8 protein-coding genes are annotated in these 12546 nt (G+C 74.0%); 6 read left to right on the plus strand and 2 right to left on the minus strand.

The genetic code is table 11. The features are described 5' to 3' along the window. Window positions 1–63 precede the first annotated feature (63 nt). On the minus strand, window positions 64–1074 hold the full coding sequence (locus tag V9U70_RS11105) for a phosphatase PAP2 family protein (RefSeq protein WP_336674346.1): 1011 nt from the start codon (window positions 1072–1074) through the stop codon (window positions 64–66). A gap of 500 nt (window positions 1075–1574) precedes the next feature. Between V9U70_RS11105 and V9U70_RS11110 the strand changes: the two genes are divergently transcribed. Both V9U70_RS11110 and V9U70_RS11115 read left to right on the plus strand, forming a co-directional pair. Then, complete coding sequence (locus V9U70_RS11110; protein ID WP_336674347.1) at window positions 1575–3260, plus strand: MFS transporter; 1686 nt, start codon at window positions 1575–1577, stop codon at window positions 3258–3260. 103 nt (window positions 3261–3363) lie between these two features. After that, the gene (locus V9U70_RS11115; RefSeq protein ID WP_336674348.1) at window positions 3364–4584 is read left to right on the plus strand and encodes an acyl-CoA dehydrogenase family protein; all 1221 of its coding nucleotides are present in this window, start codon (window positions 3364–3366) and stop codon (window positions 4582–4584) included. A 65-nt stretch (window positions 4585–4649) separates the two neighbouring features. On the opposite strand, the gene V9U70_RS11120 is transcribed toward V9U70_RS11115, so the two are convergent. Further along, on the minus strand, window positions 4650–5093 hold the full coding sequence (locus tag V9U70_RS11120; RefSeq protein ID WP_336674349.1) for a cell division protein SepF: 444 nt from the start codon (window positions 5091–5093) through the stop codon (window positions 4650–4652). Between the two features lie 309 nt (window positions 5094–5402). On the opposite strand from V9U70_RS11120, the gene V9U70_RS11125 reads away from it, so the two are divergent. The 4 genes from V9U70_RS11125 to V9U70_RS11140 all read left to right on the plus strand — a co-directional run bounded on the left by V9U70_RS11125 (window position 5403) and on the right by V9U70_RS11140 (window position 12455). Further along, complete coding sequence (locus V9U70_RS11125; RefSeq protein WP_336674350.1) at window positions 5403–6599, plus strand: DUF5685 family protein; 1197 nt, start codon at window positions 5403–5405, stop codon at window positions 6597–6599. Window positions 6600–6719: 120 nt separating this feature from the next. Next, on the plus strand, window positions 6720–7529 hold the full coding sequence (locus V9U70_RS11130; RefSeq protein WP_336674351.1) for a DUF1684 domain-containing protein: 810 nt from the start codon (window positions 6720–6722) through the stop codon (window positions 7527–7529). A gap of 234 nt (window positions 7530–7763) precedes the next feature. Beyond that, window positions 7764–8660, plus strand: coding sequence for a S1 family peptidase (locus V9U70_RS11135; protein WP_336674352.1), 897 nt, complete (start codon window positions 7764–7766; stop codon window positions 8658–8660). A gap of 279 nt (window positions 8661–8939) precedes the next feature. Further along, window positions 8940–12455, plus strand: coding sequence for a HelD family protein (locus V9U70_RS11140; protein ID WP_336674353.1), 3516 nt, complete (start codon window positions 8940–8942; stop codon window positions 12453–12455). The last annotated feature ends 91 nt before the right edge of the window (window positions 12456–12546 follow it).

The following is a 12546-nucleotide window of genomic DNA, read 5'->3' on the forward strand; positions in this document are numbered from 1 at the left end:
CGGGGCCTTCGGCGTACGGGGAGCGGACGTGCCTACCGCCCCCCGTGGCGCGGGGGAGCGGCCTCAGCCGCCCGTCATCGGGCGGGCCGGGCTGCCGGCCGCCCGGGGGCCGCGTTCGGTGTGCGGCGGCGGCCGGCGGACGCCGGCCGGGGCGGCGGCCGGAGCGCCGCCAGGGCGCGTGTGGGCCCGCGCCCTGGCCCCGGGCGCGGGATGGGCCCCGGTGAGGACCGGTCCGGCCGGGGGGCCCGCGGGCTCGGCGGTGATGCTCTCGGTCCCGGCCGGCTGCGGAAGCAGCACGGGCTGCGGCCCGATCCCTGTCGCGGGCCCGGGGCGCGCGCCGGCCCGGCGTGCCCGCCACTGCTCGCGCAGCGCGAAGACCCAGGCTTCGGTACGGGCGATCAGCGGTTCGAACCAGGGCAGGGCCAGCAGGATGAGCAGCCCGGCCGCCCAGCCCAGCAGGACGTCGCTGAGCCAGTGCGTACCGATGTAGACGGTGGTGAGCCCGACGCCCAGCGAGACCGTGGCGGAGAGCGCGGACAGATAGCGCCTGGCGCGTGGCGTGGTGGCCAGGTAGGCGAGGATTCCCCAGGTCACCACGGCGTTGGCGGTGTGACCGGAGGGAAATATATCGCCGCCGGCGAACATCTCGGCCGAGCCGATCTGCGTCGCGTAGTGCGGCCCCAGCCGTCCCAGCCCGAGCTTGACCGCGCCCACCGTCACGTTGAGCAGCAGCAGGGACGTGCCGAGGACGAGCAGGGGCCGGAGCGTGTGCTGGCGCCAGGAGCGCCAGCCCAGCCAGCAGGCGACCATCACCGCGGTGGGCCCGCGCTGCCCGAGCACGACGTAGTAGTCGAGGAAGGCGTGCAGTTCGGGCCACTGCTGGTAGGGCCGGAACAGCATGACCTTCCAGTCCAGGGCCACCAGCCAGGACGTGACGAGCACCGCGGACACGATGGCGAGATAGAACGCCAACGTCCCGCCGAAGAGGGCGATGCGGTGACGGCTCATCCGCGGCGCTTCTATCTTCGGCGGTTCCGGCTCCCGGTCCAGGCGGGCAAAGATGTCGGTACGCACGCAATCGACGTTACAGCGAGTGAGTGAGCGTGCAGGCCAATCCGGCCGCTTTGTGATGACGATGTGATGTGGACTTCGTCTCGGAACGGCGACTTTTCCGGGTGCGGAGCAGAATGCTCATGATCTTGAGCCCAATAGTCCGCCGGTTGCGTTCGGAAGCATGTTTGATCTTTCGGATAATTGCGCGTTCGGGAATCCCCGGGAATTGCCCCCGCCATTCGAGGGGGCCGCGCGCCGTCGCGCCGGACGGCGCCGGGGGCCGCTCGCGGCCGCGGCGCCGGCGGACCTCGGGCCTTCCCGGGCGAGGCCGCTGACCAGGACCGGCGTGGCGTACACCACACCGTGCGGCGTACGGGTGTATGAGGTGGACCACGTGGAACCGCACCGAACTCGCGTACGCTGACGGCTCGCTCGCCCGTCGACGCCGGGCCCCCCTGGGACGCGTCCCCCGCGTCACCGCCGGTCCGCCGAGCGCGAGGGACTCTTCGGGAGGTACACAGATGTCCGGGACGACCACGGCCGGAGTCCGGCTGCGCCACGCCGCCGAGGCCAACCGCTGGGTCGTCCTGGTGGTCCTCTGCCTCAGCCTCCTGGTCGTCGCCCTGGACGCGACCGTCCTCCACGTCGCCGTGCCCTCGCTCACGGAGGACCTGCGCCCCAGCGGCGCGGGACTGCTCTGGATCGTGGACGCCTACCCGCTCGTCTGCGCCTCGCTGCTCATCCTCTTCGGCACGCTGGGCGACCGGATCGGCAGGCGGCGGGTGCTGCTGCTCGGCTACGCCCTGTTCGGCGTCGCCTCCGCGCTCGCCGCCACGGCCGGCGCCCCCGCCGTCCTCATAGCGGCCCGCGCCCTGCTGGGCGTCGGCGGCGCGATGATCATGCCCGCCACGCTGTCGATCCTGCGCCAGGTCTTTCCCGACCGCCGGGAGCGGGCGCTCGCCATCGGGGTGTGGACCGCGGTCGCCGCGGTCGGGGCCGCGACCGGGCCGGTCGTCGGCGGCTTCCTGGTCGAGCACTTCTGGTGGGGCTCGGTCTTCCTGATCAACATCCCGCTGATGGCCGTGATCCTGCCTCTGGCCCGCTGGCTGCTGCCCGAGTCGCGCGGCGGCGGCGACGGTCCGTGGGACGTGCTGGGAGCGCTGACCGCGGCGGCGGGGGTCCTCTGCGTCGTTCTCGGAGTCAAACGGCTCGGCGGCGGCGCGGATCTCGTGGACCCGCTCTCGTTCGCCCCGCTGGCCCTCGGCCTGGCGCTCCTGGCCCTGTTCGTGCGCCGCCAGAAGCGCCGCACGCATCCGCTGATCGACATCTCCATGTTCGCCCGCCCGGCCTTCAGTACCGCCGTCGGCTGCATCGTCCTCGCGATGCTGGCCCTGGTGGGCCTCCAGCTGATCGCCGTCCAGTACCTCCAGCTGGTGCTGGGGCTCAGCCCGCTGGAGACGGGGCTGCGACTGCTGCCGCTGACGTTCGCCGCGATGGCCGCCGGCGCCGCCGGCTCGTACGTCCTGCGCCGCGTCGGCCCGCGCCGCATGGTGGGCTGCGGCTTCGTCCTGACCGCCTCCTCGGTGCTGCTGCTCACCTCCATGGGCCAGCACGACCGGCCCGCCCTGCTCACCACCGCGTTCGTCCTGCTCGGCTTCGGGCTGCAGACGACGCTCTTCGGCGCGTACGAATCGATGCTCAGCGACGCCCCGCCGGAGCGGGCGGGCGGTGCGGCGGCGATCGGCGAGACCTCCTACCAGTTGGGCGCGGGCCTCGGCATCGCGCTGCTCGGCAGCGTCATGAACGCCGCCTACGCGCCCGGCCTCGCCGCCCTGACGGACCAGGGCGTGCCCGCCCGTGCGGGGGCGGAGGCCGCCCACTCCCTGGGCGAGGCCTACCAGGTCGCCGCCCAGCTCGGCGGCCCGATGGGCGACCTGCTGCGCTCCACGGCCCGGCACGCGTTCATCGGCGGACTCCACATCACACTGTTCGTCAGCGCCGGGCTCCTGCTGCTCGGCGCCCTCGCCGCCCTGCGGCTGCCGAAGGCCATGGACGGCGAGGGCGCCGATGAGCCCTGCCTCCGCGGCGAGGCCGCGGTCCACGAGGCCGTCCGAGCGGCCGGCCGGGACCGGTCGTCCCCCCGTCCGGCGCTGTCGGCGCGGCGCGAGCCTGCCGGGGCGGCCGGCTCTGGACGAGCGGCACACTGAGCCGTAACGTCAGCACGACGCCCTGACTACCACTGATAGTTTTCGGAGGCCGCGGGCGTCCCCCGGACCTCCGAGCACCGTGCGAGCCGCCGGAGGCACCCCCATGTCCAGCACCGAGTCCGCGAAGCCGTCGAAGCTGCCGCCGTTCGACGCCTCTGACCCCCTCGGCGCCGACGATCTGCTCGGCCCCGACGACCTGGCGATCCGCGACACCGTCCGCTCGTGGGCCGCGGACCGGGTCCTGCCGCATATCGCCCAGTGGTACGAGAAGGGCGAGCTGCCCGGCATCCGCGAACTGGCGCGCGAACTCGGCGGCCTGGGCGCGCTCGGCATGTCCCTCGACGGTTACGGCTGCGCCGGGGCGAGCGCCGTCCAGTACGGCCTGGCCTGCCTGGAGCTGGAGGCGGCCGACTCCGGCATCCGCTCGCTCGTCTCCGTACAGGGCTCGCTCGCCATGTACGCCATCCACCGCTTCGGCTCAGAGCAGCAGAAGCAGCGCTGGCTGCCCGGCATGGCGGCGGGCGAGATCATCGGCTGCTTCGGCCTCACCGAGCCGGACCACGGCTCCGACCCCGCGGGGATGCGGACCTACGCCAGACGCGACGGTGAGGACTGGGTCCTCACCGGCCGCAAGATGTGGATCACCAACGGCTCCGTCGCGGGGGTCGCCGTCGTCTGGGCGCAGACCGACGCGAGCGACGCGGGCGGGGGCATCCGGGGCTTCCTCGTGCCGGCCGGCGTCCCGGGCTTCCGTGCTCCCGAGATCCGGCACAAGTGGTCGCTGCGTGCCTCGGTCACCAGCGAACTGGTCATGGACGACGTCCGCCTGCCCGCCGACGCGGTGCTCCCGGGGGCCGTCGGGCTGCGCGGTCCGCTCAGCTGTCTGAGCCACGCGCGCTACGGCATCGTCTGGGGGGCCATGGGGGCCGCGCGGGCCAGCTTCGAGTCCGCCCTCGACTACGCGAAGAGCCGGGAGCAGTTCGGCCGGCCGATCGGCGGTTTCCAGCTCACCCAGGCCAAACTGGCGGACATGGCCGTCGAGCTGCACAAGGGCATCCTGCTCGCCCACCACCTGGGCCGCCGGATGGACGCGGGGCGTCTGAGGCCGGAGCAGATCAGCTTCGGCAAGCTCAACAACGTGCGGGAGGCGATCGAGATCTGCCGCACCGCGCGAACGATCCTGGGGGCCAACGGGATCTCGCTGGAGTACCCGGTGATGCGGCACGCCACAAATCTGGAGTCGGTGCTCACCTACGAGGGCACCGCGGAGATGCACCAGCTGGTGCTGGGCAAGGCGCTCACCGGTCTCGACGCCTTCCGGTGAACGGACGCGCCGGGGGGCGCGTCGACCGGACGCGTTGAGCCGGACCTGTCCGGCGAGCGCCCCGCTCAGCTCTGGTTGAAGAAGCCGTCGGTCCTGCGGCCGGCGGCTTCACCCGCCAGCACCTGGGTGTCGGCGGGGGACAGCAGGAACACCCGGGTGGCCACCCGGTCGATCGAGCCGCGCAGACCGAAGATCAGCCCGGCGGCGAAGTCCACCACGCGCTTGGCGTCGGCGGGGTCCATGGCCGTGAGGTTGACGATCACCGGGACGCCGTCCCTGAACAGCTCGCCGATGGCCCGCGCGTCCCGGAAGCTGTCCGGGGTCACCGTGGCGATCCGGCGGTCCTGCTCCTCGGCAGCCTCCGCGGCCACCTGCACCCGCGGGTCGGTGACCCAGGCCTGGTTGCCGGTGCCCGTCTCCGTTCCCTCGGCGTACTCGTCGTCGTAGTACCGCTCGTCGTTGTCCTCTACGAGACCCAGCCAGGCACTCGCCTTGCGCACCGATCCCATGGACGCCTCCTCTCACCGCGGTTCCTTGGCGTTCCGCATCTCTTTCGTATCCCCATCGTCGTGCATGATGCGGATTCCGCGCCAAGTGGATAGTCGGCGTGCAGGCGGTTCGTGACGGTACTGGTGCAGAAAATGTGGCGCTTCGTCAGGCTTCGTCCCTGCATGGCGGGGAGCGGCAGGAAAAATGTGATGCTCCGGACCGTACGGGTGACGGAGGGGACGTACGAGTGAACGGGTCACTCGATACGATGCACGGCGCTCCGGCGCGCGGACGTCGCGTACCGGCTGAACGGCTCCCGGGGGATCGTCGTGTTCGGAATCGTCAGGCCCTGTACGCACCGGCTCTCCGAGGGGCTCCGGAGCGCGTGGACGGCTCATCTCTGCGGTCTCTGCCTCGCCCTGAGGGCGGATCATGGGCAGTTCGCACGGATCGTCACGAACTATGACGGTCTGATCGTCTCTGTGTTGACGGAGGCTCAGGAGGGCCGCACCCCCGCCGGCCGCCGAACCGCCGGACCCTGCCCGCTGCGGGCCATGCGCACGGCGTCGGTCGCCCGGGGCGAGGGGGCCAGGCTGGCCGCCGCCGTCTCGCTCGTCCTGGCCTCTGCCAAGGTCCGCGACCACGTCGCCGACCGGGACGGGGTGTTGGGGCGCCGCCCGGTCGCGGCCGCCGCGCGCCGGGTGGCGGCGGGGTGGGACCGGGCGGGCGCCCGGACCGGTGCGGCCCTCGGCTTCGACACCGCTCTGCTGGTCGACGCGGTCGACCGGCAGGTCGGGATCGAGGCGCTCGCCGGCCCCGGCGCCTCGCTGCTGACGGTCACCGAGCCCACAGAGACGGCCACCGCCGCCGCCTTCGCCCACACCGCCGTGCTCGCGGGCAGGCCGCGGAACGCCGCGCCGCTCGCGGAGGCCGGCCGGCTCTTCGGGCGGCTCGCCCATCTGCTGGACGCCGTGGAGGACCGCGAGGCCGACGCCGCGTCGGGAGCCTGGAACCCGCTCGCGGCCACCGGCGCCCCGCTCGCGGAGGCCCGCCGGCTGTGCGACGACGCGCTGCACGGCATACGGCTGACACTGCGTGAGGTGGAGTTCGCCGACGCCGCGCTCGTCCATGTGCTGCTCGTCCATGAACTGCGGCGCTCGGTCGACCGGGCGTTCGGCTCCTCCTCCTGTGCGCACCAGGGGCGCCGGGAGGGCGGGGAGGCCCGGGGCGCCTTCGGGCCGGCTCCCGGCGCCCCGTACGCTCCCGGCGGCCCGGCCGCCCCGCCGCCCGGCCCCCGGCCGCCCCGCGACCGCCGGGGGCTGATCGCCGGCTGCCTGGTCTGGGCCGGGCTCGCCTGTACCTGCCAGATGTGCTGCGGGAGCTTCGAGGACCCCTGGAGCAGGGAGCGGCGCGACGGCCTGTGCGGCCAGTGCGACTGCGGGAACTGCTGCGAGGCGTGCGACTGCTGCGGCACCTGCGGAGAGGGCTGCTGCTGTTGCGGCGACTCCTGCGGCTGCGACTGCTGAGCCGCCCGCGGTGCGGCGGTTGGCGGCGGCTCGGCGGCGGACCGCCCGGCGGGCTCCCGGCCCCGGAGCGTCTCTCCGCCGTACGCCGTCCCCCGCGGGCCGGTGTGGAAGGGTGGCCGCATGAGCACGGACGCACAGCACCAGGAGCAGGACGCCGCGCGGGAGTGGCAGCGGTGGCACGAGGGGCGCATCGTCGCGGTCGCCGCCCCGTACGGCCCGCTCTCCCTGACGGGGACCCACTGGCTCTCCGACTACCCGGAAGGGCTAATTCCGGCCGTACCCGGCCACTGGCGCGAGGACGGCGACGGGGTGGTGCTCACGGCCGTCGCCCAGGACGGCGTCCTCGTCGACGGCGAGCCGCTGACCGGGGAGGTCCGGCTCGGCGCGGACCGCGGACCCGTCGACGCCTCCCGGGTCGCGCGGGGGGACCGGCGACTGATGGTGCTCCGCCGTGAAGGCCTCTGGGCCGTACGCGACTTCGACCCGGGCTCACCGGCACGGCACGCCTTCTCGACCATCGAGGCCACCGCCCACGACCCCCGCTGGACGCTGCCGGGGACCTTCCGCCCGTACGGGGAGGGCCGGTCCGTGCGGGTGGCCAACGCCGACGGCGTCGAGCGAGGCCTCGGGCTGGGCGGGGAGATCGCCTTCACGGTGGACGGGGTCGCGTGCACACTCCAGGCCGCCATCGAGCCGGACGGCTCGCTGTGGGCCGTCTTCGCCGACGCCACCAGCGGAAAGAGCAGTTACCGCTTCCGCTTCCTGCGCCCCGAGGCCCCCGACGACGACGGCGGCGTCAGCGTCGACTTCAACCGCGCGCTGCTGCCGCCGTGCGCCTTCGCCGATCACTTCATCTGCCCCTTCCCGCCCCCGGGCAACACCCTGCCGGCGCCCGTCCCGGCGGGGGAGCGGAACAGGATCGACGCCTGAGGCGCGCGAGGGCCCTGCGGCCCCCGGCGGCCCCAGCGGCTGCCGGGGGTCGATGGGCGTACGGGACCCCGTGTGGCTGAAAGATGCGCTTGCGCGGCCTGTCCGGCCGCCTCGATACTCCCGTCAGCGATTGTCAGGGGCACGGCAAATCCGGAATCCGGACCGCCTCTGACGGCGCCTCACGGGCCCGCCACCCCACAGGAGGGCCCCCGATTCCCCTCGGAGGAACCCGAAGTGAGGATCAAGCGCACCACCAGCCCCAAGACCGCCGGACGCGTCCGTACCACGGCCGTTCTCGCGGGGCTCGCCGCCGTCGCGGCGCTCGCCATCCCCACCGCCAGCGCGGAGACCGTCGGCACGTTCAGCGCCACCCAGCTGAACGCGGCGAGCGACGCCGTACTCGAAGCCGACATCGCGGGAACCGCCTGGAACATCGACCCGCAGTCCAAGCGCCTGGTCGTCACCGTGGACAGCACGGTCTCGCAGGCGGAGATCAACCGGATCAAGAAGTCGGCCGGCGCCAACGCCGACGCCCTGCGCATCGAGCGCACGCCCGGGAAGTTCAGCAAGCTGATCTCCGGCGGCGACGCGATCTACTCGAACACCGGGCGCTGCTCGCTCGGCTTCAACGTCCGCAGTGGCAGCACCTACTACTTCCTGACCGCCGGTCACTGCACCGACGGCGCGAGCACCTGGTGGGCGAACTCCGGCCGCACCACCGTGCTCGGCACGACCGCCGGGTCCAGCTTCCCGAACAACGACTACGGCATCGTGCGTTACACCAACAGCACCATTCCCAAGGACGGCACGGTCGGCGGCCAGGACATCACCAGCGCCGCCAACGCCACCGTCGGAATGTCCGTCACCCGCCGGGGCTCCACCACCGGCACCCACGGCGGTTCGGTCACCGGGCTCAACGCCACCGTCAACTACGGGGGCGGCGACGTCGTCTACGGCATGATCCGCACCAACGTGTGCGCCGAGCCCGGCGACTCCGGCGGCCCGCTGTACTCCGGCACCCGGGCGATCGGTCTCACCTCGGGCGGCAGCGGCAACTGCCGCACCGGCGGTACGACCTTCTTCCAGCCGGTCACAGAGGCGCTGAGCGCGTACGGCGTCGCCGTGTACTGACCGGCCCCGTCGACGGGCCAGACGTATTCCTGACGCGAGCCCCCGCCCGGAACTCCGGGCGGGGGCTCCCGCTTGTCCGCCCGGGCGTCGCGGTACGGGTGAGCGGCAGGCCGGGCAGCGGCGCGACGGGTGCCCGCCGATGGCAGGAGCCGTCCGCGGCCACCGCCGGCCCGGTGTTCTGACCGGCAGTCACGGGGCCCTCTTTCGGTGGTTAAGTTGGCGCTGCGGGTGCATACCCGCAGCGACGTTCCGCCGGACGCCGCCAGGGAGGGACAGCAGATGAACACCACCACACGCGATCAGGTCATCGCCGATGAGCAGAAGGCCGTGGACCGCGCGTACGACTGCTACGCAGAGCGGCTCGCCGAGATGACCGGGACGGCGGCGGCCACAGCCGCCGCCAGCAACAAGGACGGCATCGCCAACCGGCTCGACGCGCAGGAGAAGGCGGCGGCGTACGACGGACTCGGCGGCGAGTCACTGGTCACCGGACGCGTGGACGCGCCGGACGAGCCGGGGAGCGAGCCCCGGCCCTGGTACATCGGACGGCGTGCCGTCTCCGACGTCCGGACCCGGGACACCGTCGTCGTGCTGTGGACCAGCCCGCTGGCGACGAAGTGGGCCGCGGTGCGGCCCCAGGCGCCCGGCGACATCACCCTGCGGCGGCAGCTGCGCTGTGTGCAGCGCGTCGTCGAGGACTACTTCGACGACATCGCGCCCGCTGTCCCGGCCCCCACCCCTCCCGTGCTGCCGGCCGTGCCGGCGCCCCGGCCGGCCGGGGACGACACCGCCGTGCCGGAGCCCTCCGGCGACGAAGGAGCGGCGGTGGAGGAGGCGGGCGCCGCGCCGGGAGGCCGCCCGCCGGCCCCTGCCCCCGCCGAGACCGCCCGGAGGCGGCGCCGCGAACCGCTCCAGCCCGACGACTTCCTGCTCCGTGAACTCCAGCGCTCCCGCAGCGGCCGCATGCGGGACATCGTCGAAACCATCCGCCGCGACCAGATGGACCTGGTCACCGGCTCCCCCTCCGACATCCTCGTCGTGCAGGGCGGGCCGGGCACGGGAAAGTCCGCCGTCGGGCTGCACCGGGTGACCTGGCTCGTCAACAACGACCACTTCAAGGCCCCGGACATCCTCGTCATCGGACCGCACCAGCGGTTCCTCGACTACGTCGGCCAGGTCCTGCCCACGCTGGGTACCCGCGACGTCAACGCCGTGCAGCTCTCCCGCCTGTGGGACGGCGAGGCGCCCGGCGACGACACCCCGCAGGCGCGGCTGGTGAAGTCCGACGAGCGGATGTCGGCCGTCCTGCGGCGTCGCGTCGAGCACGAGTGCCGCCCGGAGGCCATCGACGGCCTCCTCGCCGCTCCCTCCTTCGAGGGCGAAGAGCCGGCCTTCACCGTCACCGCGGGCAGCACGACGCTGCGCGTTCCCCGTACGGAGGTCCACGCCCTGTTCGAGGAGGCTCGTGGCGGGGAGGGGGCCCACCGCGAGCGCCGCGACCGCTTCCGCAGCCTGCTCGTCGACCGGCTCCTCGGAGAACTGGCCGCCCTGGCCCCGCGGCGCGGCGCGGACGGCACGATCCGCCGCAGCCTGGAACGCAACCGGCAGGTGGAGCGCCTCCTCGACCGCGCCTGGCCCTCGCCCGGCGCTCGCGAAGCCCTGCGGAGCCTCTACGACTCGCCCGAGCTGCTGCGCGCCTGCTCCGACGGCATCCTCGACGAGGAGGAGCGGGCCGCGCTGCACCGCCCCCGGGCCGACCGGGCGGAGGACGACCCGTGGACCCTGGACGACCGGGTCTGTCTGGAGGAGCTCCGCCACCTCATCACCGGCGAGCCCCCGCGCCGCTACGGCCACATCGTCGTCGACGAGGCCCAGGACCTCACCCCCATGCAGGCCCGCGCTCTGCGCCGCCGCGTCGCGCGAGGCGGCTCGATGACCGTGCTCGGCGACCTCGCCCAGGCCACCGGCCCGTATCCGTACTCCGGATGGGACCGGCTGGGCACGCTCCTGTCCGACCACGGCGACTGGCGCGTCGAGGAGCTGAACACCAGTTACCGCGTCCCCGCCGAGATCATGGAGTTCGTCGCCCCGCTGGCCCGCGCGGTCGCCCCCTCGCTCCCCTACCCGCGGGCGGTGCGGGAGGCCGGAGCGGACGCCGTGCGGACGGTCGCGACCGCGCCGTGGAAGCTGCTCGGCGACACCGTCGCCCAGGCCGTCCGCCTCGTCGGCAGCAGCGACGGACGCACGCTGCGCTCCGTGGCCGTCATCGTGCCCGACGACTCCGGCTGGCTCGACGAGATCCGCCGGCACCTGGACGCCGCCGACGGGATCACGGAGCAGGAGCGGGCAGCGGTGTCCGTCCTGGCCGCCCGCCAGGTCAAGGGCATGGAGTACGACCACGTGCTCGTCGTCGAACCCGCCACCATCGCCGACCGGGGCCCCTCCGGGCTGCGCCAGCTCTACATCGCGCTGACCCGGAGCACCCAGAGCCTGACCGTCCTGCACACCGCGCCGCTGCCCGCCGCCCTGACGGACACCGGCGAGCCGACGAAACCGCGGCCGCGCGCCGCCGGCGCCGAACCCGCTCCGGCGGCGGAGAGCGACGTCCCGGAGATCGGCTCGGACATCCGGGTCCGGGTGGTGGGCCACACCACCGGCGGCAACTACCGGGTCGAGGCCGTCTCGCCCACCACGGACCGCCCCCTGCTCATGGCGGTGCGCCACGGTTCCGCGCCGCCCGCCGTGGGCGCGGAGCTGGACGCCTGGGTGCTCCGCCACGTCTCCGGCGTCAGCTTCGTCACGGTCGACGGACGCGGCCGCAGCCCCATCTCGCCCACCATGGCTCCGCGCTACGCGGCCGCGCTCAAGGTCGTCGAGGAACTGGCCGGCGGGAACGTTCCGGACGATGTCCGCCCCCGGCTCTCGGAGCTCAAGGGTATGGCCAACCGCTGTCTGCGCCGTGACCAGCACGACTGGCTGGACGTCTGGCGCGTCCTCGGCTCCCCGGACAGAGCGCGTCTGAACGCCCTGCGCGACCTCGCCGCCACCGGCCGCGTCCCGGCCTCCGGCACGCCGGACCTGGACCGGTTCCGGGCCGAACTGGAGCTCAGCGGCTGGGCCGAGGACCTGGCCGGGGCCCGGCGGACCGTGGAGGGGCGCATCCGCGCCGCTGCCGTCCCCGCGACAAAGGCCGAGCCCCCCGCGCACCGGCCCGCGGCTCCCGAGCCGCCGGAAGCACCCGAGCCGCCCGAGTCATCCGAAGCGTCCCCGTCCGGGCCGCCCCCGCCGTCCATGTCGTCCGAGCCCGAGGAAGCCGCAGCCATGACCACCACGACCACCGTCCCCTCCGCACCGGAGAAGGCAGGACCGGGCGCGGGCCTCCCTCTGCTCCTGGAGGCCTCGGCCGCGTCGGACCGCACCTGCAAGACCCATGAGGCGGTGCGCTTCGAGCTGAAGGCGGCCCTGTTGCGAGCGGACCGGCAGCCGGAGCCCGAACACCCGGTCGTCGACGCCGCCTGTGCGACCGCCGAGGGGCGTCTGCTCTACGAGGTGCTGGGCGCGGGCCTCACCTCCTACACCGACCTCCGCTCGGGAGCGGCCCGTCTCCGTGAGATCGACCACGTGCTGGCCATGGAGGCCGACCGGCTCTGCCTCGTCCTGACCGGGCCCCCGGCGGAGGACTGGGCGGCCGCCGCCCTCCACGACGTCTTCGGCGTCCACGTCCTGTGGCGCACTCCGCAGCACGGCTGGGGCGGCCGGGACGTCACCGCAGCCCTGGGAGGCGACCGGACGTGAGACGGAGGCGCCCCGGGCGGCCTCGCGGACGGGCCGCCGCCGGGGCCGCGCCCCGCAGCGGTGAGGAGGGCGCGGGGCCGGCGGGGCGTGG

Origin of the sequence: Streptomyces pratensis (genome assembly GCF_037137275.1) — a bacterium.
Taxonomy (GTDB): Bacteria; Actinomycetota; Actinomycetes; order Streptomycetales; family Streptomycetaceae; genus Streptomyces; species Streptomyces pratensis_B.

Excerpts from the sequence above, each read along its gene's own strand:
- V9U70_RS11110 (WP_336674347.1), top strand. The coding sequence starts at position 1,575 with ATGTCCGGGACGACCACGGCCGGAGTCCGGCTGCGCCACGCCGCCGAG.
- V9U70_RS11115 (WP_336674348.1), top strand. The coding sequence starts at position 3,364 with ATGTCCAGCACCGAGTCCGCGAAGCCGTCGAAGCTGCCGCCGTTCGAC.
- V9U70_RS11120 (WP_336674349.1), bottom strand. The coding sequence starts at position 5,093 with ATGGGATCGGTGCGCAAGGCGAGTGCCTGGCTGGGTCTCGTAGAGGAC.
- V9U70_RS11130 (WP_336674351.1), top strand. The coding sequence starts at position 6,720 with ATGAGCACGGACGCACAGCACCAGGAGCAGGACGCCGCGCGGGAGTGG.
- V9U70_RS11140 (WP_336674353.1), top strand. The coding sequence starts at position 8,940 with ATGAACACCACCACACGCGATCAGGTCATCGCCGATGAGCAGAAGGCC.